18 protein-coding genes and 2 tRNA genes are annotated in these 20,140 nt (G+C 54.1%); 12 read left to right on the top strand and 8 right to left on the bottom strand.

Annotated features, from left to right (window positions below):
- The first annotated feature begins 33 nt into the window (after nucleotides 1-33).
- Together ACTJI7_RS07915 and dkgB are read left to right on the top strand one after the other, a co-directional pair.
- Nucleotides 34-110: transfer RNA gene (locus ACTJI7_RS07915), tRNA-Asp, on the top strand.
- 160 nt (nucleotides 111-270) lie between these two features.
- Nucleotides 271-1,074, top strand: coding sequence for a 2,5-didehydrogluconate reductase DkgB (gene dkgB / locus ACTJI7_RS07910; RefSeq protein ID WP_136431051.1), 804 nt, complete (start codon nucleotides 271-273; stop codon nucleotides 1,072-1,074).
- 28 nt (nucleotides 1,075-1,102) lie between these two features.
- Here the strand turns inward: dkgB and yafC are convergent, their stop codons facing one another.
- A complete protein-coding gene (gene yafC / locus ACTJI7_RS07905; RefSeq protein WP_041911177.1) occupies nucleotides 1,103-2,008 on the bottom strand; it encodes a DNA-binding transcriptional regulator YafC in 906 nt (301 codons plus the stop codon).
- A 104-nt stretch (nucleotides 2,009-2,112) separates the two neighbouring features.
- Between yafC and ACTJI7_RS07900 the strand changes: the two genes are divergently transcribed.
- From ACTJI7_RS07900 to ACTJI7_RS07890, 3 genes are all read left to right on the top strand, one after another.
- A complete protein-coding gene (locus tag ACTJI7_RS07900; protein WP_047366760.1) occupies nucleotides 2,113-3,288 on the top strand; it encodes an MFS transporter in 1,176 nt (391 codons plus the stop codon).
- A 136-nt stretch (nucleotides 3,289-3,424) separates the two neighbouring features.
- A complete protein-coding gene (locus ACTJI7_RS07895) occupies nucleotides 3,425-4,225 on the top strand; it encodes an endonuclease/exonuclease/phosphatase family protein (RefSeq protein WP_028015605.1) in 801 nt (266 codons plus the stop codon).
- Nucleotides 4,226-4,300: 75 nt separating this feature from the next.
- Nucleotides 4,301-5,074, top strand: a complete 774-nt coding sequence (locus tag ACTJI7_RS07890) for a class I SAM-dependent methyltransferase (RefSeq protein ID WP_028015606.1) — start codon at nucleotides 4,301-4,303, stop codon at nucleotides 5,072-5,074.
- A 52-nt stretch (nucleotides 5,075-5,126) separates the two neighbouring features.
- Here the strand turns inward: ACTJI7_RS07890 and mltD are convergent, their stop codons facing one another.
- Nucleotides 5,127-6,491, bottom strand: coding sequence for a murein transglycosylase D (gene mltD, locus ACTJI7_RS07885; protein ID WP_041911175.1), 1,365 nt, complete (start codon nucleotides 6,489-6,491; stop codon nucleotides 5,127-5,129).
- A 68-nt stretch (nucleotides 6,492-6,559) separates the two neighbouring features.
- Nucleotides 6,560-7,318, bottom strand: a complete 759-nt coding sequence (gene gloB, locus ACTJI7_RS07880) for a hydroxyacylglutathione hydrolase (RefSeq protein ID WP_440670017.1) — start codon at nucleotides 7,316-7,318, stop codon at nucleotides 6,560-6,562.
- A 32-nt stretch (nucleotides 7,319-7,350) separates the two neighbouring features.
- On the opposite strand from gloB, the gene ACTJI7_RS07875 reads away from it, so the two are divergent.
- Nucleotides 7,351-8,067, top strand: coding sequence for a class I SAM-dependent methyltransferase (locus tag ACTJI7_RS07875; RefSeq protein ID WP_440670015.1), 717 nt, complete (start codon nucleotides 7,351-7,353; stop codon nucleotides 8,065-8,067).
- On the opposite strand, the gene rnhA is transcribed toward ACTJI7_RS07875, so the two are convergent.
- On the bottom strand, nucleotides 8,068-8,535 hold the full coding sequence (gene rnhA / locus ACTJI7_RS07870; protein ID WP_440670013.1) for a ribonuclease HI: 468 nt from the start codon (nucleotides 8,533-8,535) through the stop codon (nucleotides 8,068-8,070).
- Nucleotides 8,536-8,599: 64 nt separating this feature from the next.
- On the opposite strand from rnhA, the gene dnaQ reads away from it, so the two are divergent.
- The gene (dnaQ, locus tag ACTJI7_RS07865) at nucleotides 8,600-9,331 is read left to right on the top strand and encodes a DNA polymerase III subunit epsilon (protein WP_028015611.1); all 732 of its coding nucleotides are present in this window, start codon (nucleotides 8,600-8,602) and stop codon (nucleotides 9,329-9,331) included.
- Between the two features lie 132 nt (nucleotides 9,332-9,463).
- Nucleotides 9,464-9,540 (top strand) — tRNA-Asp (locus tag ACTJI7_RS07860).
- 37 nt (nucleotides 9,541-9,577) lie between these two features.
- On the opposite strand, the gene ACTJI7_RS07855 is transcribed toward ACTJI7_RS07860, so the two are convergent.
- Nucleotides 9,578-10,510 (bottom strand): DMT family transporter, encoded by a 933-nt coding sequence (locus tag ACTJI7_RS07855; protein WP_063155415.1) that lies wholly within the window; start codon nucleotides 10,508-10,510, stop codon nucleotides 9,578-9,580.
- Nucleotides 10,511-10,611: 101 nt separating this feature from the next.
- Between ACTJI7_RS07855 and ACTJI7_RS07850 the strand changes: the two genes are divergently transcribed.
- Both ACTJI7_RS07850 and ACTJI7_RS07845 read left to right on the top strand, forming a co-directional pair.
- Complete coding sequence (locus ACTJI7_RS07850) at nucleotides 10,612-11,526, top strand: LysR family transcriptional regulator (protein WP_192979340.1); 915 nt, start codon at nucleotides 10,612-10,614, stop codon at nucleotides 11,524-11,526.
- A gap of 144 nt (nucleotides 11,527-11,670) precedes the next feature.
- On the top strand, nucleotides 11,671-13,617 hold the full coding sequence (locus tag ACTJI7_RS07845) for a TonB-dependent copper receptor (protein ID WP_192979339.1): 1,947 nt from the start codon (nucleotides 11,671-11,673) through the stop codon (nucleotides 13,615-13,617).
- Nucleotides 13,618-13,695: 78 nt separating this feature from the next.
- On the opposite strand, the gene ACTJI7_RS07840 is transcribed toward ACTJI7_RS07845, so the two are convergent.
- The 3 genes from ACTJI7_RS07840 to ACTJI7_RS07830 all read right to left on the bottom strand — a co-directional run bounded on the left by ACTJI7_RS07840 (nucleotide 13,696) and on the right by ACTJI7_RS07830 (nucleotide 18,398).
- Nucleotides 13,696-14,382 carry a LuxR C-terminal-related transcriptional regulator gene (locus ACTJI7_RS07840; RefSeq protein ID WP_041911170.1) on the bottom strand — a complete coding sequence of 229 codons (687 nt, stop codon included), beginning with the start codon at nucleotides 14,380-14,382 and terminating at the stop codon, nucleotides 13,696-13,698.
- Nucleotides 14,383-14,466: 84 nt separating this feature from the next.
- Nucleotides 14,467-17,799, bottom strand: a complete 3,333-nt coding sequence (locus ACTJI7_RS07835; protein WP_192979338.1) for an ATP-binding protein — start codon at nucleotides 17,797-17,799, stop codon at nucleotides 14,467-14,469.
- 2 nt (nucleotides 17,800-17,801) lie between these two features.
- Nucleotides 17,802-18,398 carry a response regulator transcription factor gene (locus tag ACTJI7_RS07830; RefSeq protein WP_028015617.1) on the bottom strand — a complete coding sequence of 199 codons (597 nt, stop codon included), beginning with the start codon at nucleotides 18,396-18,398 and terminating at the stop codon, nucleotides 17,802-17,804.
- 536 nt (nucleotides 18,399-18,934) lie between these two features.
- On the opposite strand from ACTJI7_RS07830, the gene ACTJI7_RS07825 reads away from it, so the two are divergent.
- The gene (locus tag ACTJI7_RS07825) at nucleotides 18,935-19,675 is read left to right on the top strand and encodes a winged helix-turn-helix domain-containing protein (RefSeq protein WP_041911167.1); all 741 of its coding nucleotides are present in this window, start codon (nucleotides 18,935-18,937) and stop codon (nucleotides 19,673-19,675) included.
- Nucleotides 19,645-20,124, top strand: coding sequence for a hypothetical protein (locus ACTJI7_RS07820; protein WP_126296587.1), 480 nt, complete (start codon nucleotides 19,645-19,647; stop codon nucleotides 20,122-20,124). Before ACTJI7_RS07825 ends, ACTJI7_RS07820 begins: the two co-directional genes overlap by 31 nt.
- The last annotated feature ends 16 nt before the right edge of the window (nucleotides 20,125-20,140 follow it).

Here is a 20,140-nt window from a genome sequence, read left to right as displayed (position 1 = left end):
GCATTAATCCGGTGGTTACAAGCAGTCTTCGGTGGAGCGGTAGTTCAGTCGGTTAGAATACCTGCCTGTCACGCAGGGGGTCGCGGGTTCGAGTCCCGTCCGTTCCGCCACTTATTAAAAGCCCTGAGTTAACGCTCAGGGCTTTTTTCATATCTGACGATTAATTATTGCGAAATTAGCAAAAATCCTCTGCGTTTTACGATCTTTTTCTCTATAACACCGCCAGCGATAATCGTCCTCAGTTAACGAACATAACGATTGAGGAATATTATGACTCTCCCTGCATTCGGTCTTGGCACTTTCCGCCTGAAAGACGACGTAGTTATCGCATCAGTTAAAACCGCTCTTGAACTTGGCTATCGCGCAATTGATACGGCACAGATCTATGAAAACGAAGCTGCCGTTGGACAGGCTCTTGAAGAGAGCGGTGTACCGCGTAATGAACTGTTCATCACCACCAAAATCTGGATCGAAAACCTCAGCAAAGACAAGCTCATTCCAAGCCTGAAAGAGAGCCTGAAGAAACTGCGTACCGACTATGTCGATCTGACGCTGATCCACTGGCCGTCACCGAACGATGCCGTTTCTGTGGAAGAGTTCATGCAGGCGCTGTTGGAAGCGAAAAAGCAGGGCCTGACCCGCGAAATTGGTATTTCCAACTTCACCATCCCGCTGATGGAAAAGGCGATTGCCGCTGTTGGCGCTGAGAATATTGCGACCAACCAGATTGAGCTGTCTCCATACCTGCAAAACCGCAAAGTCGTAGACTGGGCAAAACAGTACGGGATCCACATCACCTCTTACATGACGCTGGCCTACGGTAAGGCTCTGAAAGACGAGGTAATTATCCGTATCGCTGAGAAGCATAACGCCACTGCTGCGCAGGTTATTCTGGCATGGGCAATGGGTGAAGGCTATGCCGTGATCCCATCATCAACCAAGCGCGAAAACCTGGCCAGCAACCTGCTAGCGCTGGATCTTCATCTGGATGACGATGATAAAAAAGCGATCGCAGCACTGGAGTGCAACGACCGCCTGGTGAGCCCGGAAGGTTTAGCCCCTGACTGGGATTAATAAGACCCTCCCTCTGTAACCCGAACCCTCACACAGCTCCTCCGGGAGCTGTTTTTATATGCTCGCTCAGGAAGTCGATAAAGGCGCGTATGCGCGTGCTTACCGCTCTGTCGCTGTAATACACCGCGCTGAAAGGCATCTCGACCGGCAAACGTTTATCGGCCATTAGCTCTACCAGTTCACCCCGCGCTATCTCTTTATCAATCATATAGTCTGACAAGCAGGCGATCCCATTCCCTTCCAGGCAAAGCTGCTTCAGCGTTTCTCCGCTGTTAGACGATAATCCGCAGGTTATTTCATGAAGCTGGCCATCATGACAGGCAACAGGCCAGGTGTTCAGCGACACCGGCTCCGTAAAGCCCAGGCACAGATGCCGCTTCAGTTCTTCAACCGTCTCCGGTTTACCATGTTCAGCAATATACTGTGGCGACGCGATAATTTTACGGTAGCTGGCAAACAGCGGGCGGGCCCGCAGGCTGGAATCCGTCAGGGTTCCCGCCCGAATAGCCACATCCACTTTCCGCTCGATGAGGTTAATAAACGTCTCGGACGAGACCAGAGAGAGCGTCATCTCCGGATAGCGTTCACGGAAAGGTTTGATTAACGGCATCAGAAAATGAAGCACAACCGGCGTGGCAGCATCAATGCGCAGCAACCCGCGCGGCGTGCTGCGGGTTTCCATAATCTCCGTCTCCGCTGCGGCCATCTCCTGCAGCACCGACTGCACGCGGCGGAAATAACGTTCCCCTTCTTCCGTCAGACTGAGCTGCCGCGTCGTTCGGTTGAGCAGACTCACCCCAAGCTTCATCTCCAGCTTTTTCACCGAACGGCTAATGGCCGAGTTAGCCTGTCCCAGCTGCTCGGCTGCGCGGCTAAAGCTGCCGCTTTCGACGACGGCGACAAAGATTGTCAGCTCTTCAGACGTTGCTTTCATTGTTGCACCACCTGCAAAATTCTATTGATATTTTGACCATTTTTGTTATTTAAGCACTGGCGCATACTGCCTGTCATCTTAATCCTGATGATACGGAGTATTTTATGCCACTGGCGCTACTTGCCCTGACGATCAGTGCCTTTGCAATTGGCACGACCGAATTCGTTATCGTGGGACTGGTTCCCACCATTGCTAACCAGCTTGCGATCTCATTGCCCTCAGCCGGGCTGCTGGTGTCTATCTATGCCCTGGGCGTTGCCGTCGGTGCCCCCGTGCTGACGGCCCTGACCGGACGTTTTCCGCGTAAGCAGCTGTTAGTTGCATTAATGGTGCTTTTCACCGCTGGCAACGTGCTGGCCTGGAAGGCGCCGGACTACACCACGCTGGTCATCGCTCGTCTGCTGACCGGCCTCGCCCACGGGGTGTTCTTCTCGATTGGTTCCACCATTGCAACCAGCCTGGTGCCTAAAGAGAAAGCGGCGTCCGCCATTGCGATCATGTTCGGTGGGCTGACCGTTGCACTCGTCACGGGCGTACCGTTGGGGACGTTTATCGGACAACACTTCGGCTGGCGTGAAACGTTCCTGGCCGTCTCCTTGCTGGGCGTCATTGCCCTGGTGACCAGCCTGCTGCTGGTGCCATCGACTATTCCTGGCCGGGCCAGCGCCAGCCTCAGCGATCAGCTGAAGGTGCTCACACACCCGCGTTTGCTGATCATCTACGCGGTTACGGCGCTGGGCTACGGTGGCGTATTCACCGCCTTCACCTTCCTTGCACCGATGATGCAGGACCTGGCGGGTTTCTCACCCAACGCCGTGAGCTGGATTTTGCTGGGATACGGTATTTCCGTTGCGATTGGCAATATCTGGGGCGGCAAGCTTGCGGATAAGCACGGTGCGGTTCCGGCGCTGAAATTCATCTTCGCTGCGCTGGTTATTCTGTTGATGATTTTCCAGTTCACTGCTTCGATACAGTATGCCGCGCTGGTCACGGTGCTGGTCATGGGGATCTTCGCCTTCGGTAATGTGCCAGGGCTTCAGGTTTACGTTGTCCAGAAAGCCGAGCTCTATACGCCGAATGCGGTGGATGTGGCATCCGGTCTGAATATTGCCGCTTTTAATATTGGTATCGCGCTGGGCTCCATTATTGGCGGACAAACCGTCGAACACTTCGGATTAACCCAGACCCCATGGATTGGCGCGGTGATTGTCCTGGTCGCCTTCCTGCTGATTGGCCTGAGTGGACGCCTCGATAAGCCAGCCCGCGTAGCGCTGGGATAACATCAGTAAGTGCTTGCTTACAAAACTGGAAAGCGGTTTCTCAGAAATTGCGTTGAAAGTGTGACCTAAAGTCCCTATAACATTAGAACCAGTCCGTTTTCAGGGCTGGTTCATGTTACAGGGGCTGTTTCCAAAAGTGCGAAAAAATACCTATGCCATGCGTTATGTTGCCGGAATGCCCGCGGAGAGGATCTTACCTCCGGGGTCGTTTGCGAGCATAAGCCAGGCATTACCCGCCGGCACACCGTTAAGCAGCGATGATAAAATCCGGGTTCTGGTCTGGAATATCTTCAAGCAGCAGCGCGCGGAGTGGTTATCGGTACTCAAAAATTTTGGAAAAGATGCCCACCTGGTTCTGCTCCAGGAGGCGCAAACTACCCCTGAACTGGTACGGTTTGCCACCACGAATTACCTTGCCGCCGACCAGGTGCCGGCATTTGTTCTGCCGCAGCATCCCTCTGGCGTAATGACGCTTTCTGCTGCCCATCCGGTCTACTGTTGCCCGCTCCGCGAGCGCGAACCTATCCTGCGTCTGGCGAAATCAGCGCTGGTGACGGTCTATCCTCTGCCGGATACCCGTATGCTGATGGTCGTCAATATCCACGCGGTAAACTTTAGCCTCGGCGTGGATGTGTATAGTAAGCAGTTACTTCCTATTGGCGATCAGATTGCGCATCACAGCGGGCCCATCATCATGGCCGGCGATTTTAATGCCTGGAGCCGTCCGCGCATGAATGCGCTGTATCGCTTTGCGCGCGAAATGTCGCTGCGTGAAGTTCGCTTCAGTGATGACCAGCGTAAAAAAGCTTTTGGTCGTCCTCTCGACTTTGTCTTCTATCGCGGTTTGAGCGTGCACGACGCCTCTGTACTGGTGACGCGCGCTTCGGATCACAACCCTCTACTCGTTGAATTCAGTCCCGGCAAACCTGATAAATAATGGTGTGTCAGGTCTGCCGTGGGGCAGGCCGCGCGGGTGCTGCCCTTTTATTTTTAACCAACAAAGGACAGTACGATGACAACAACACACTCCCATCATGACAACGTAGAAAAACAGTTTGGTTCTCAGGCAAGTGCTTATCTGAGCAGCGCCGTGCATGCTTCAGGTCGCGATCTGGTGCGTCTCGGTGAACGTCTGGCGGCATTCCCGCAGGCGCACGTGCTGGACCTGGGATGTGGGGCAGGGCACGCCAGCTTTACGGCTGCGCAGCAGGTAGCCCACGTTACCGCATATGATTTATCGAGCCAGATGCTGGACGTCGTTGCTGAGGCGGCGAAAGCGAAAGGGCTGAACAATATTGATACGCGGCAGGGCTATGCGGAGTCTTTACCGTTTGATGACGCGTCGTTTGATGTCGCGATCAGCCGGTATTCCGCACACCACTGGCATGACGTCGGCCAGGCATTGCGCGAAGTCAGACGTGTTCTGAAGCCGGGTGGCACCTTCATCATTATGGACGTGATGTCTCCCGGACATCCGGTGCGTAATATCTGGCTGCAGACGGTCGAAGCGCTGCGCGACACCTCGCACGTGCAAAACTACGCCAGCGGGGAGTGGTTATCGTTTATCACTGAAGCCGGGCTGATTGCGCGCTCGTTAATAACAGACCGTTTACCGCTGGAGTTCAGCTCCTGGATAGCCCGTATGCGTACCCCGGAGGCGTTAAGCCAGGCAATTAGGCTTTACCAGGAGAGTGCGTCCGCAGAGGTGAAGGCGTACTTTGAACTGCAGGCGGATGGCTCATTTACGAGCGATACCATCATGGCTGAAGCGCAAAAAGCGGGATAAACAAAAAAGGCACCGAGGGGAATCGGTGCCTTTTTATCTTTCGATCGTGTTATCAGGAGTCTGGCGTGGCGCTGTTCTTCACAAACAGCGTCAGCTGGTCGCCCGGTTTCAGATTGTCAGTATCATTATTCCAGCGCATCACATCTTTGATGTTCACGCCGTGTCGTTTTGCGATACTGGACAGTGAATCGCCTTTGCGCACGCGATAGGTGATGCTATCGCTGTTGCTGGCGAGACGCTGTGCGCTGTTACCTGCACCCACCGTCAGTGTCTGACCCACCTTCAGCCCAGAGCTGCGCAGATTATTCCACTGCTGCAGATCTTTCGCCGTCACGCCAAGACGTGAGGCAATGCCTGAAAGGGTATCCCCTGAACGCACCTTATAGCTGCGGCTGCTAACGGATGAAGCATCGGCGATCAGCGTTGACTGAACGGCGGCAATTTCACCCGATGCTAAAGACTCACGTAACTGCGCCGCATGTTTCTGCGGAACCATCACATACTGCGGGCCGCTTGCCCCCAGCGTCGAGCCTTTGACGCCTGCATTAAAGGTTTTCAATTTACTTACCGACATACCCGTCATATCAGCAACTTGTTGAATATCAACCGGATTGCTGAGGCGCACGCGCGCCAGTGCACGACTTTCGTCTGGTGTTGGCAGTTGTACACCGTAACGCTTGCTGTTCTTGAGAATATCGCTCAAGGCCAGCATCTTCGGTACGTAAATCTTCGTTTCCTGTGGCAGTGAGAGCGACCAAAAATCGGTGGATTTACCCCGTGCTTTATTCGCTTTCATTGCCTTCAGTACACGACCTTCGCCACTGTTATACGCTGCGACCGTTAACAGCCAGTCGCCGTCAAACATCTTGTTCAGACGTTGCATCATGTCGAGAGCGGCTGTCGTTGAAGCGACAACATCGCGACGCGCATCATAGTTGCGGGTCTGTTTCAGACCATAGTTTCGCCCGGTGCTCGGAATGATCTGCCAAATGCCTGCGGCATTGGCGCCAGACGTCGCGTGTGGGTCAAAAGCGCTCTCCACTATGGGTAGGAGTACCAGCTCCATAGGCATGTTACGTTTTTTAACTTGCCCGGCTATCCAGTACATATACGGCTCTGCCCGTAACGTTACATCGTGGAGATAGCTCTTATTTCTTAAATACTTCTGTTTCTGTTCGCGAATCCGGCTGTTTTCCGGAATTCCCATCTTTAGCTCGTCGCCAATAGAGGTCCACAAGTCTTGCTCCTGCGCGAAAGATGTCCCATCGTCCATCCAGCGCGCCGAACTTGTAAACTTCCCTGCTTCCCCTTGACCAGCTGCAGAAAGGCTCTGTGCGTGCTGTTGTACGTTGCTGCCGTTCTGCGACTGGCAACCTACAAGCAGGACAGAGGCGAGTAATATCGCTTTTGCCTTCATGTGTGTGTCAATAGTTGCTTAAAAGACGAGCGATGATAACGGCGAAATTTTGAAAAGGCAACCCGCATTTATCTGAAGTTATCTTTCTTTGACCTTAACCATGCAAATCGCTGTTCAGGTTGTTGCAAATTTGTTTCTTGGTTAATTTTATTAATTAAATCAATATCATCTGTTCGTAAAAATAAATTAATCTGGCGCTCATTTTTCAGAATTACGGGCAGTGTATTTTGGTTTTTTGCACGTAACTCCTTCACTTTGTGATAATAATCCTGAATCGCCCGATCCTCAGGTAAGAGGCTTGCAGCAAACTTCATATTTCCTAATGTATACTCATGGGCGCAACAAATAAGGCTGTCATCCGGTAACGCACTAATCTTTTGTAAAGACTGATACATCTGTTCCGGCGTGCCTTCAAACAGTCTTCCGCAGCCGCCAGAGAACAAGGTGTCGCCACAAAAAAGATAAGGTTTGCTGTAGAAACACAGATGTCCCAAAGTGTGACCCGGTGTAGCAAATACGGAAAACTCCCACTCGCGGATGAGGATATTTTCGCCTTCTTCGACTACTTGCGTCGTTCCCTTATTTTGTGTCTCAGCCGGTCCGTACACCACAAGATGCGGAAATTGGGCGCGCAGTTCCTGCACGCCGCCAGTATGATCGTTATGATGATGCGTCAACAGAATGGCGTCAGGCTGCCAGCCGTTATCATTTATGGCGCGCAGTACAGGGGCGGATTCGCCGGGATCGACAATGACGCATCGACGATCGTCATCGACCAAAACCCAGATGTAATTGTCCTCAAAAGCGGGAATACTGATAAGATTCATACATTACCTCTTATAGCGTGGCGGGTGTTTTGATGAAACCGGCAAGGATACCTCAGACTGTCGCAGCACCGGAACGTTGGGCGGAATTGCCCTGGGGTGAATACTATCGCGAAGCACTGGAGCAGCAGCTGAAGCCCTGGCTCGCGAAAATGTATGGCTTTCACCTGCTTAAGATTGGCAATCTCAGCGCGGAAATCAATACCGAAAGCTGCGCTATCTCACATCAGGTTAACGTCTCTCTCGGCGGATCGCCGGTTCAGGTGAAGGCAGACCCGTTGCATCTGCCATTTGCAGAGAAATCCGTTGATGCATGCCTTCTTGCACACGCGTTGCCCTGGTGCAGCGATCCTCACCGTATGCTGCGTGAAGCCGATCGCGTTCTGATTGATGACGGCTGGCTGATCCTCAGCGGATTCAATCCGCTGAGCCTGATGGGGCTGCGCAAGCTGATGCCCGTGCTGCGCCGAACGCCACCCTATAACAGCCGAATGTTCACCATGATGCGCCAGCTCGACTGGCTTTCACTGCTGAACTTTGAAGTGCTCTGCTACGGCGGTTTTCAGGTACTGCCGTGGGCGCGGAAGGGGGGGGTGTTGTTAAGCACGCATTTGCCCGCCTTAGGCTGCATGCAGTTTATCGTCGCGCGTAAGCGAACCATCCCCCTTACGCTTAACCCGATGAAGCAGAGCAAATCGAAAACGCCTATCCGGCAGACCGTTGGCGCAACGCGGCAGTACAGAAAGCCCTGATCAGGATTCAGGCTGGTAGCCTGCATCCTCATGGGCCGGGTTTAAAGCCGCCGCGCGCGCCAGTTCGTCGCAGCGTTCGTTCTCAGGGTGACCAGCATGCCCTTTTACCCATTCCCATTTTATTTGGTGCTGACCTAATGCCGCATCCAGCCGCTTCCAGAGATCGACATTTTTAACCGGCTTTTTATCCGCAGTTTTCCAGCCGCGTTTTTTCCAGTTGTGGATCCACTGGGTGATACCCTGGCGCACGTACTGGCTGTCGGTACTGAGCACCACGTCGCAGTGTTCTTGTAAGGCTTCCAGCGCCACAATGGCCGCCATCAACTCCATACGGTTGTTGGTGGTCAGGAAATAGCCTTCGCTAAAAGTTTTTTCATGCTGGCGATAGCGCATAATCGCGCCGTAGCCGCCGGGCCCTGGGTTGCCGAGACAAGATCCATCGGTGAAAATTTCTACCTGTTTACGCATCTCTGGTAGACTTCCTGTATTTGAAACGTTCAGTTAAACGATAAGTCTGACATAAATGACCGCTATGAGCACTGCAATTACTCGCCAGATTGTCCTCGATACCGAAACCACCGGTATGAATCAGATCGGCGCGCACTACGAAGGGCATAAGATCATTGAGATCGGTGCCGTTGAAGTGGTGAACCGTCGTCTCACGGGGAACAACTTCCATGTGTATCTCAAACCCGATCGGCTGGTGGATCCAGAGGCGTTCGGCGTTCACGGTATTGCCGATGAGTTCTTGCTGGATAAACCGACCTTTGGTGAGGTGGCAGACGAGTTTCTGGAATACATCAAAGGCGCCGAACTCATCATCCATAACGCCTCGTTCGATATCGGCTTTATGGACTATGAGTTTAGTAAGCTCCATCGCGATATTCCGAAAACAAACACCTTTTGCAAAGTGACCGATAGCCTGGCGCTGGCGAGGAAAATGTTTCCCGGCAAGCGTAACAGCCTCGATGCGCTCTGTTCACGTTACGAAATAGACAACACCAAGCGAACGCTGCACGGGGCATTGCTCGATGCCCAGATCCTGGCCGACGTCTATCTGGCAATGACCGGCGGACAGACGTCGATGAAGTTCAGCATGGAAAATGAGTCGCAGCAGACGCAGGGCGAAGCGGGCATTCAGCGCGTTGTCCGTCAGGCAAGCCGCTTGCGGGTTGTTTTAGCCAGTGATGAAGAGCTTCTTAACCATGAATCCCGTCTCGACCTGGTGCAGAAGAAGGGCGGAAGCTGTATGTGGCGCGCCTGAAAAAACGCCACAATGCCTGTAAAATCATCGGTTGGGTGAATTTTGCAGCAAACGATTCAAAACGTGAGAAAAAGCGTTGACGAGATCGGAGGCACACCGTAATATGCGCCTCGTTCCCCAAGCGGGAACAGTGGAGCGGTAGTTCAGTCGGTTAGAATACCTGCCTGTCACGCAGGGGGTCGCGGGTTCGAGTCCCGTCCGTTCCGCCACTATTCAGGCCCACGTTATTTATAACGTGGGCCTTTTTCATATCTGTACTTTTTCGTCTGCGCGTTCGATCTTCGCGACTTTCCTTTGCGAGGCGCGAGAGCAGAGGGCAATGCCAAACAGAATCAGTACCGTGCTGACCAGATGATACGAGTGCAACGTAACGTGCAGGAACATCACGCTGAACAGACCGCCGCTCAGCGGAATAAGGTGGGAATAAATCTCCCCGCGGGTTGCACCGATAGCCGCAATGCCTTTATTCCACAGCAGGTAAGAGAGCCAGGAAGGAAAGACTACCAGGTACATCAGCCCGCTTAAAAAGCCCGGTGCGGTATAGGCCGTCCACTCAGGTAAGCCGGTCTTTATCAACGATATCGCCAGTACCGGTAACAACACCAGGGCACCGAGGACCGCGCTCACGGCCACAAAGACATTCCCACCGACGCTTTTCGGCTTCATCCGCAAGAAAGCACAATAAACGGCCCAGCTGGCGGCAGAGCCCATGGTCCAGATATCGCCGCGATTCAGATTTTTAAGCGTATCCAGATGCAGCAGATCGCCCTGCATGACCAGCCAGACGACGCCCAATGAACTGAGAACAACGCCAGCAATATTCTGTACTGATATTTGCTCTTTAAAGACCAGCTTATTTATCAATAAAACCAGGGCAGGCGTTGTAGATAAATAAATAGCTGCATTAAGAGATGAAGTATATTGCAGACCGATATACAGCGTGAGTGGGAACATAACCTGTCCGCACAGCGCAAGAAATATGATCGTACCTTTCGCCTTTTTCATCATCGGCCACTGGACGCGAATCTGTCTGATATAAAGCATCGATAAAAGAAGAGCCGTAATTATCCAGCGTGCGGCGGATAATATAATCGGGTCTGCATGCGCCACCAGTAAATGACCGACGACATAATTACCCCCCCAAAAACAGGCCGCGAGACTGAGTAAAAAATAGGGCATAGAGGCTCCTGATAATAAACATTTTGTCTGCCTTTAGAGTACTGCCGGTGCAGAATTAAATGCTAATATAATATTTTCATCTCACGGTATTGGCTGAAACTATGAAGTTTACTCTCAGGCAACTTGAGTTCTACATTGCGTTAGCGGAAACATTACAAATTTCCAAAGCGGCCAGCCGTTGTCATATATCGCAATCTTCCATGACGGTCTCTATGCGCAACCTGGAGGAGGCGGTGAATGCCCCTCTCTTTATCCGTCATGCAAAAGGGATCCAGTTAACTCCCGTCGGCGAGCGATTTCTCAATCATGCCCGCAAGATCCTCCACGATAGCCGCGCGGCGGTGGAGGATCTCCATCAGCAGCCTGAGGCGATTAACGGCGTCGTGCGCATCGGCATTGCCGAAACCCTTTCCGCTTATCTGCTGCCCAATCTCTGGGGCGATATCGCGCAGCGTTTTCCGCTGCTGGAGACGGCATTTAATGAGGCGCCCGCATCGCAGCTGCTTCAGGCCTTGCGTCAGGGAGATCTCGATTTTTGTCTTTTGCTGACCTCCAATATCAGCCACGATAGTACGCTTGAGGTCGAAACGTGGATCCGTTCGCCGCGCCGGTTATGGACCGCCATCGGCCATCCTCTTCTCAGCGTGCCGGAGCTTCGGTTAAAGGATGTGGAAAAGGTGCCATTTCTGTTGCTGGTGACGGACGATTATCCCGATGTGATATCCGACTACTGGCAAAGCAGGGGCTGCCATCCTGACATTCATTTTCGCACCAACTCCTTTGAGGCGATTCGAAGTCTGGTCGCGCAGGGAAAGGGGGTGACGATTTTATCCGATCTGGTCTATCGCCCGTGGGCGCTCGGCGGTCAGCGAGTGATCCGGCGCACCATTGACGACTGCATTACCTATATGGATGTGGGCATCGTCAAAAACGTCGGGCAGCCGCTTTCGCCGGCCTGTTTGCGGTTGATGGATTTTTTACGACAGCAAACGGCACGCCTGGGCGAAGCGCGCTGAACTGCGTCCCTGAGATTTCCGTTATCCGCCAGATATTTCCTGATTTCCCTGAGGGCCTTCTTGCCCGCAGGTCGTGTATTCCGCTGCTGGGGATGAAGACAATAAGCGCCTTGCTTATTTTCTTTACCGAAACGGAATTGTGCTATGTCTGGTATCACCGCGAGCGGTATTCGTTCCCTGCTCGCCTCCCGTCCACTCTTGTTGGTTCTCTGCTGTGCCACCGCTTTGCCGGCATACGCTGAAGAGTCGATGACCGTTGAGGGGTATTATCGCGATCCCGCGTCATTTATCGCTCCGGCTCATACTCCAGCACAACAATTGCCTGCCAGCGACGGTGCGGGCGCGCTAAAAAACATCCCGGGTTTTTCCGTGCTGCGCAGCGGCGGGAGTAACGGCGATCCGGTGTTGCGCGGGATGTTCGGTTCCCGGCTGACGTTGCTTGCAGACGGCGTCAGCACACAGGGGGGCTGCGGCTCGCGCATGGATACCCCAACGGCCTATATCACTCCGCAAAGTTACGACACGATAACCGTCATCAAAGGCCCACAAAGCGTGCTCTGGGGGCCAATGGGGTCCGCCGGAACATTGCTTTTTGAACGCCAGCCGGACTATTTCAGCGTACCTGAGCTAAAAGGCAGCGCTGAGCTGCTGCGGGGCGCTAACGGACGCGCGGATCAAAACCTTAATCTCGCGTTTGGCGACCCGCGTGGCTACGTCCGCCTGGACGGTAATCATTCGGAGGCGGATGACTACCGGGATGGTCATGGCAATCGCGTGCCGGGCCTGTGGCGCAGATGGAACAGTGGCGTCACGGTTGGGCTCACGCCTGATGAGGACACGCTGGCGGAGCTAAGCGTGGGAGCCAGCGACGGTAAAGCCCGCTATGCGGGTCGGATGATGGATGGTAGCCGTTTTGCCCGTAAAAGCGCGGCGCTAAAACTGGAGAAATATCACCTGAGCGAGCACGTCAGCAAACTTAGCTGGCAGCTCTATGCCAATGATACTGACCACATCATGGATAACTACAGCCTGCGTCAGCCCGTTGGACCGAAGCGTAAGTCTGAAGTTGGCGGCGTGGTGATGGGCAGCCGCCTTGCCGGCGTGTGGGAAGATGAAACCACCACGCTTACCGCCGGCGCGGACGTAATGCGTAAAAGTCACCGTAAAAAAAGCGCTGGATCGTGGCGTGACGATGCCCGTTTTACCCAGGCGGGTCTGTTTAGCGAATGGCGCCAGTCCATTACGGCGGACGATACGGTCATCGTGGGTGCGAGACTGGATAGCATTCGCGCGGACGATCGGCGCAGCGCGCAAAATAGCTCCCGGCACGACCTCCTGCCCGGCGTATTCACGCGCTATGAGTATCGCGTACCTGACGCACCCGTCATGCTTTATAGCGGCATCGGTTATACCGAACGTTTTCCTGATTACTGGGAGCTATTTTCCGGCAAGGCTGGAGAACAAAGCTTTCGTCAGCTGAAAACAGAAAAGACCCTGCAATGGGATAGCGGCGTGCAGTTACACGGCGACAAGGTTAGCGCCTGGGCATCGGCCTATGTCGGGCGAACTACCGATTACATTTTGTTTGATTATAGCCGCACGCCGTCGCAGGCCAGCAACATCAATGCCGCCGTAATGGGCGCGGAGACGGGCGCAAGCTGGAGCCTGACGCCCAACTTGGCACTGACGGGAAGCCTGAGCTACGCCTGGGGCGAGAATCGTAGCGATAAACAGCCGCTGCCGCAGATGCCGCCGCTCGAAGGGCGGCTGGCGCTGGACTATACCGGGCAACAGTGGCGCACCGGATTACTCTGGCGTGTGGTTGCGCCGCAGCATCGCGTGGCGCAAAACAAAGGTAACGTCACCGGCCAGGATCTCGGCCCGAGCGCGGGGTTTGGTGTGCTTTCGTGGAGCGCGGGCTACACATTTAACGACCATTTTGAGTCCCGCGTGGGTATTGAGAATCTGTTCAATAAATACTACAGCGAGCACCTCAACCTGGCGGGCGCCAGCCAGTTCGGATACGCCGCAAATCAGCAAATCCCTGAACCGGGGCGCGTCTGGTGGCTGGCGATGACATACCATTTTTGATCCTGAGCGTCATTGCTGAGAGCGACCGTTGAGGCGTACGTTTGCCTCTACCGCCTGTTTACAGGCGGTTTTTTTATGTCAGATAGCAATATCGAACATTTGCGTTTTCGCCAGCAGGCAATAGAGCTGACAGTCGCTGTTTACCCCCAGTTTTTCCATCGCGCGCAGCTTATGGGCGCTGACGGTTTTATTACTCAAATGCAGCTGTCTGGCGATCTCTGTCAGACTCATCCCTTTGCAGAGCATACGCAACACATCAATTTCACGGGGCGAGAGCTCTTGCTCCGTTTGTGCGCCGGTCTGGAACAGGGAATGCATCAGCTCGCGCTCAATATAAACTTCCCCATTGATCACTGACGTCAGCGTTCTGCTCAGGGTTTTCTCACAGGTGTCCCGACTAATATAGGCTTTGGCGCCTGCCTCCAGCGACATGCGGATAAGCTGCGTGTTCTTGTAGGGTGAAAGCACAATGATTTTAAGCTGCGGATATTTACGGCTGAGCCATTTAATCAGCAATACGCCGTCCATTCCGTTGAGCGGGTTAACGGTTTGGCTGGTGGCAAGAGAAAAGCCAAGGAACAGAATGTCGACAGGCTGTTGGGATAGCAGTGAAAGCAGCTCAGATGGCGTTGCGGTATCGCCCTGAATGCAAAACTCCGGGCGGGGTGAGCCGTCGCTGAAAAGAGAGGGCATATTGGTGATCATGGATAAGACGCCACGACGGATAATGGTGTGCTCATCGGCAATAGCGATACGGACTTTCATGGTTTCTCCTTCGAAAATGTGGGCGACGGTAGGGATAACGCCGCCGGATGACCAGAAAGATACAGATCCTATGCAGAGCATTCTTTAGTACTTGTCAGATAATTCCTTCAGTGCGGTATCAAGTTGCTGCAGATTGGCTTCCATGCGCGCGCAGAAACGCGATGTCAGCGCAGGCAGGGCTTCAGCCGTTATGATCCCTGCCGCCAGCATCTCCGGCAACACTTCAATTGCCTGACAGGTGCGGGTGGCGTTGTGCATGGCAAAAAGGCTCCAGGAGGCCTTCAGACGATGCGCGAGCTGGCTTAGCGTTTGCGGTGACGGGGTGTTTTCCCGTAGCTGTCGAATATCAAGGGTAATGGCTTCGCGCATTTGCTGGCGCATCAGGGTCATGATCTCCGGTTGACCGTTGGCCAGACGCCGGAGTTCGCTGAGGTCAGGCCCCTGATTGCGCAGGCTGTATTGCTGCGCCAGCGCCTGATGCAGGGCATTGAGGGAGAGCGGTTTTCGCAATAACGCGTCCATTCCGGCATGTTTTGCCCGATCGTCCTCACTCTGCAGCGCGCTGGCGGTGTAACCGAGAATCGCGGCCGGCGCGGTGATGCTGCCGGCAATATCGCGCAGGAGTATTAACGATGTGAGTTGATAGCCGTCCATGAGGGCCATCTGGCAGTCGGTTATCAGGATATCCACCGGCTCGTTTTCCAGGTGCGCAAGCGCTTCGCCAGCGCTGGCGCAAGGAATAACCTCCTGACCCAGCTCCTGCAGCTGGAGCGCTAACACCGTCAGGTTTGCCGGAAAATCGTCAACGATCATGATGCGATGCGGTGGCAGTGGGGTTATTACAGGTGTCTCATCGGCCGTTGCCGCCGGGCTGGCGACATGGAGCGGTATGCTCACCGTCACCTGCGTACCGCTCCCCGCTTCGCTGGCTATCGTCAGCACGCCTCCCATCAGCTCGACTAACTGGTAACAGATCGCCAGCCCCAGCCCGCTGCTTTGCGGCGTGCTGCTGTCAGTCTGAAACCACGGCTGGCCGAGGTGTGGAAGGGCATCGGCCGGGATACCGATGCCAGTGTCGCGAATCAACAGCTGCAAATGTTCACCGTTGAGCTCGGCGTGAAAAACAATTTCTCCCTGCGGCGTATATTTAATGGCGTTGCCCAACAGATTAGCGATGATCTGATTCAGCCGTGCTTTATCGAACAGGAACCAGCCGTCGTGCGGCACGTTCAACTCGCTGCGCCAGTGGAGACCTTTAGCGTTGGCGCTGCTGGCAAAAATCTCCGCGCTGGCGTTAAGCGTCTGCCACAGGGGCCAGGCCTGTGGCTCCAGCCTTAACTCGCCTGCTTCAATGCGCGACAAATCCAGTACGCCGCCAATCACGTCGCGCAATGACCCGGCTGCCTGCCAGGCGATGTTGAGGGACTCGCTTTTGTCGCGCTCCATCTCAAGCAGGCCCAGCATGGCGTTGAGCGGGGTACGAATGTCATGGCTCATGCGGGCGAGGAAGTTCGATTTTTCAGTGCTGGCCTGCTCCGCCTGCGCCAGCGCCTGATTGAGCGCAGCTGTCAGCGCGGCTTTTTCAGTGATATCGATCCAGCCTCCGACCACGCCCTGAGGCCGCCCCCGCGTATCGGTATAGCGGCAAAGCCACCAGTAAAGGGTGGAATTGTTCTGGGTGGTTTCACCCGTTAACGGCGACGCGGCATGGAGCAGCGAGAGGCGATGCGGCAACGTAAACTGTTGGGCAAGCTCGCCCAAAGGCAGGCTGGAAAAGGGGGCGCCCTCTTCGGGTAGTGCCGTGAGTAACGGTGAGTGAATAAAGGAGTCGTTATAGCGCGTCAGCCGCCCGGACGGATCGCAGACAAACAGCGGCACCGGGACATTGTTCATCAGAGTTTGCCAGAGTGAGAGCGCGTTGTGCAGCTCTGCCGTGTCCCGCTCGCGCTGGCGTCGCTGGCTCTGCGCGGCGCTAAAGGTCAGCAGGGCGACGAATGCTGCGCAAATCGCCACCACGGCGAGCATGACCAGCCATAGCGATTGCACCGGGGCGGTGGGTGTCGTCTGTACGGCCTGCGACAGGTTAAGGCTCGCGTAGATATCAGCCTGCGTTACGGACGCCATGACCGCATTCACCCTTTTGGCATCCGCCGGGTCAGAAATATTTGGTACAAACCATAGCGGCACTTCCGGCAGCGCCAGCGGCGTCAGCGACAGATTGCTGGCGTTATGCTGGCGCAGCAGGTGATGGAGTATAAACGCATCGCCCGCAAGCCCGTCCGCGCCTCCGGCTTTGAGCAATTCAAAACCCTGATCGAGCGAGTTAACCAGCACCAGGTTATCCGCAGGTAACGCCTGACGCAATAACGTGACGAGCGGAGAGATGCGTATGACGGCAATCCGCTTATGCTGTAATGCGGACAAGGAGCCGGAAAGCGGGTTGCTGTCCTCACTGAGCAGGGCCCAGCTCAGTGAGTCAAACGTGATGGCACTCTTTGACGGTGGCGTCGCGCTGGCGACTATGCGCAACGTGTTCTCCGCATACTGAAGCGGGGGCGCATCAAGGTTGAAGGTCAGGCTATACAGGTTGGACGGAAACAGATTGAGCAGCAGATCGCGCCATACCCCCTGAATATGCCCGTCAGGCGTGAGCGTGACCATTGGCGGCGAAATAGCGGGAAGCAAAACGTGCAGCGTGATTTTGGGCGCATTTTCCTTCACGGGGGAATGGCGGGCGTCAAAGACGCTGCCGTCCGGCAAAAGCCACTTTTGTTCCAGCCATTCAGCATCTTCCGGGTTAAGGGTGTGAATACGCTCGTTGAAGATTTCCAGCGTGTTTGCCTGCTCAGGCAGAGCCCAGGCACGAAAATGTAGCGGGGGAGTATCGTCCAGCGGCGTCAGGGTCAGCGTGGTGGCGGGGGAGTGGATCAGCCAGTTACGTAAAACAAACTCCGGGGCGATGAATTCCCGCGCTTTCCCTGCTGCCAGCTGCCTGACGTTTTCTCCCGGAGAGGCTGAACCCGTCGCAGAGCAGCGGGTCGCGACCTCTGACGGTAATTCCGGAAAGCACAGTGTACCGCCGTGTCCCTCTTTTATGCTCAGGGACGCCAGCGGGAAAGCGAACATTGGCTCGCTGGCGACCAGATCGGCTGCAGGACGCCGGGCGGCAATTAACACATCGATGCGCTTTCGCTTCAACGCATCCAGCGCTGTTGCCGGGTCGCTAAAACGCTGGACGTCCGGCAGCGTCGTATTGCTAAACAATATGCTGAGTTCATCATCCAGAATGCCCGGCGGCCGATCGATTACGAGAAAAGGCGGCGCGGCGCTCAGCAGGCCCACGCGCAGCGTGCCAGCCGCCGCGTGCCCGCTTATCAGCATGAGGATAAATAATGTCGCCAGCCAGCCTCTGCGCATGCTCAGCTAACCAGCCCCAGACTTTGCGCGCACTGGAGCAGCTCGAAATCATTCCTGGCGTTGAGTTTGCTCATGGCACTCTTTTTTTGCGTACTGATGGTCTGCTTCGTCCGGTTAAGCTGGGCGCTGATCTCGTTTACGGTGAAACCGCGCACCAGCAGGCGCAGCACTTCTGTTTCCCGTTCGGTCAACTGTGCCTGAGGCTTCACCGGTTCGATTTGCCCCCGCAGGGTGCTGCGCAGCGTCTGCAGCAGATTGTTGGACAAACTGGCTTTGTTGAGAACGGCATGCACCCCGCTGCGCCGCAGCGAGTCCAGAAGCTCAGGATTGGTGATCATGGTGACCACCACAATCATGCTCTGCGGATAATGGCGAATCAGCGAGCGGATCATGGTTAATCCGTCCGGGCTGCGCGTGCCGGGCATACTCAGGTCGGTGATGATGATATCGACAGGCTCGCTCGCCAGTTTATTCATGAGTTCATCAGCACTGAGCGCTTCGTGAACGACCCGATAAAGGTCCGGGCGCGTCTGCAGCAATGTGCGCAAGCCTAATAAATAGACAGGGTGGTCGTCGGCAATCAGAACTGTTTTTAGCATGACATCCGATCCGGCAAGGAAAAGACAGGTGTTCACCGCACATCTTAGCGAATGGCGCTTTAGCATCACTCTTACAGTGTAGAGCAGAGTGAGGTGAAAAAGAGTAGCTAAAAAGTGGTGGGCTGTATAGTTGCTGGGGGGCATCAGCCGATCCTGATGGAAAACCGAAAGGTAAAGTAACGACGTTTTCACATTCTATGATAGAGATTTTTTCCGGAGCAGCTGAATGGTTTGTTATTTATCGCGAAATAGCGGCATGGAGGGCGATATTTCTCAGGTACGGAAAGGAATTCCTTATTGTTCAGGTTGGATATCAGGTATTACTCAGGCGTTACTCAGAATAAACTTTCTGAAATCATGAATTGGTTGTGGAAAAATCAGGACGGGAAATAGCGCAAAGAGCGAAGGTACTATCATTTATAAGGATATGTTGTTAATTTGTGCCCGAATTAGATAACAGACATGTAACTGTTAATACCTGCGCTTTTTCGTCATAACAATGTAAACGCTGTAATTTTATTATCCAGGACCTACCCGTGAATAACGAAGAAATCTCTCTTTCAGCGTCAGTAACGTTCGTACCGGAAAAATCATCTCTGGCAACCGTGGATCATGGTGATATACATCTGACGCCCAACGAGCGTCGTTTGCTGGAGTTGATCCTCAGCGGCAAATGTAAAAAAGAGACCATATTTGAAGAGATCTGGCTTAACCAGGGCATGATTGTTAGCGAATCCAGCTATCACCAGCTTATAAAAATGCTCCGCCGCAAGCTGCAAAATGCCGGCCTGCCGGGCTCGATCATTAAAACCATTCCCCGTTATGGTGTAGTACTGGCACCCTGCGAAACGCAGGACAGTGAGGTCGCTTGCCCGCCGCCAGAAGAGCCTGATAACGCGTCTTCTCCCACTCCCGTCGATTGCCCGTCGTTGCCTGCTATCACGGCGGAGTCAATGAAAACTCCCTCACGTCAATACGGGACTCTGCTGGCGGCGCTGTGCAGCTTATTGATTATCCTTCCAACGCTGGTGGTGGTCTGCACGGCGGACACGCCGCAGGCGTTTCAGGAAAATCTCTACGTAGATGGCGTCATGTTTCATCTCTCTTCGCTGCGCAGTGTCGATCGGCAGGCGCTGGCGAGAAAGCGGCATGCCCTGCCGGCGGGCATCAATAACGTGTACATCGCGTCTAACGGTCCAAAAGTGTTCGTTGCGCAATGTGAAGGCGAACTATCTCAGGAGGGAAAATGCGGTTACGAATACTATTCGTCATATTGATGGTTTGCATCAGCGTTTCGCTGGGTGGCGCGCTGGCTTACCTGACCAGCAACTACCTGGAGAGCAGAAAAGTGCCCGCCGAGCCCTGCAGCAGCGTCATACGTAATGGCAAATTTATTGATGAAAGCCTGCAGCATTACCAGTTTAATGGTGTGATCACCTGGTGGCCTAAACTCCACAGGCTAACGCTATTTGGTGTAAAAACCGATGAGGCAGGTAACCGGGTATTCAACCGAACCCTGCAGTTAAAATCGGTGACACAGAAGGGAAACGTCATCAATGGCCGGGTGGCAGAATTAAAAATTGCCGTTGGCGATCAGCTGCCGGAGAAGACCTTTCTGATAAGTGAAGATGGTCAGTATATTAACCTGTTATTCAAGCCGATTAATAAAGATAGCTGGCTGATGAAAATTAATGATAACTGGGTAGCAATGTGTGAGTATAAATAATCTCACGATAATTTTA

This window comes from Enterobacter sp. 22499, from assembly GCF_052044815.1.
Taxonomy (GTDB): Bacteria; Pseudomonadota; Gammaproteobacteria; order Enterobacterales; family Enterobacteriaceae; genus Enterobacter; species Enterobacter bugandensis.
This window is presented reverse-complemented; position numbering and strand designations above follow the sequence as displayed.

Excerpts from the sequence above, each read along its gene's own strand:
- dkgB (WP_136431051.1), top strand. The coding sequence starts at position 271 with ATGACTCTCCCTGCATTCGGTCTTGGCACTTTCCGCCTGAAAGACGAC.
- yafC (WP_041911177.1), bottom strand. The coding sequence starts at position 2,008 with ATGAAAGCAACGTCTGAAGAGCTGACAATCTTTGTCGCCGTCGTCGAA.
- ACTJI7_RS07900 (WP_047366760.1), top strand. The coding sequence starts at position 2,113 with ATGCCACTGGCGCTACTTGCCCTGACGATCAGTGCCTTTGCAATTGGC.
- ACTJI7_RS07890 (WP_028015606.1), top strand. The coding sequence starts at position 4,301 with ATGACAACAACACACTCCCATCATGACAACGTAGAAAAACAGTTTGGT.
- mltD (WP_041911175.1), bottom strand. The coding sequence starts at position 6,491 with ATGAAGGCAAAAGCGATATTACTCGCCTCTGTCCTGCTTGTAGGTTGC.
- gloB (WP_440670017.1), bottom strand. The coding sequence starts at position 7,318 with ATGAATCTTATCAGTATTCCCGCTTTTGAGGACAATTACATCTGGGTT.
- ACTJI7_RS07875 (WP_440670015.1), top strand. The coding sequence starts at position 7,351 with ATGAAACCGGCAAGGATACCTCAGACTGTCGCAGCACCGGAACGTTGG.
- rnhA (WP_440670013.1), bottom strand. The coding sequence starts at position 8,535 with ATGCGTAAACAGGTAGAAATTTTCACCGATGGATCTTGTCTCGGCAAC.
- dnaQ (WP_028015611.1), top strand. The coding sequence starts at position 8,600 with ATGAGCACTGCAATTACTCGCCAGATTGTCCTCGATACCGAAACCACC.
- ACTJI7_RS07855 (WP_063155415.1), bottom strand. The coding sequence starts at position 10,510 with ATGCCCTATTTTTTACTCAGTCTCGCGGCCTGTTTTTGGGGGGGTAAT.
- ACTJI7_RS07850 (WP_192979340.1), top strand. The coding sequence starts at position 10,612 with ATGAAGTTTACTCTCAGGCAACTTGAGTTCTACATTGCGTTAGCGGAA.
- ACTJI7_RS07845 (WP_192979339.1), top strand. The coding sequence starts at position 11,671 with ATGTCTGGTATCACCGCGAGCGGTATTCGTTCCCTGCTCGCCTCCCGT.
- ACTJI7_RS07840 (WP_041911170.1), bottom strand. The coding sequence starts at position 14,382 with ATGAAAGTCCGTATCGCTATTGCCGATGAGCACACCATTATCCGTCGT.
- ACTJI7_RS07835 (WP_192979338.1), bottom strand. The coding sequence starts at position 17,799 with ATGCGCAGAGGCTGGCTGGCGACATTATTTATCCTCATGCTGATAAGC.
- ACTJI7_RS07830 (WP_028015617.1), bottom strand. The coding sequence starts at position 18,398 with ATGCTAAAAACAGTTCTGATTGCCGACGACCACCCTGTCTATTTATTA.
- ACTJI7_RS07820 (WP_126296587.1), top strand. The coding sequence starts at position 19,645 with ATGCGGTTACGAATACTATTCGTCATATTGATGGTTTGCATCAGCGTT.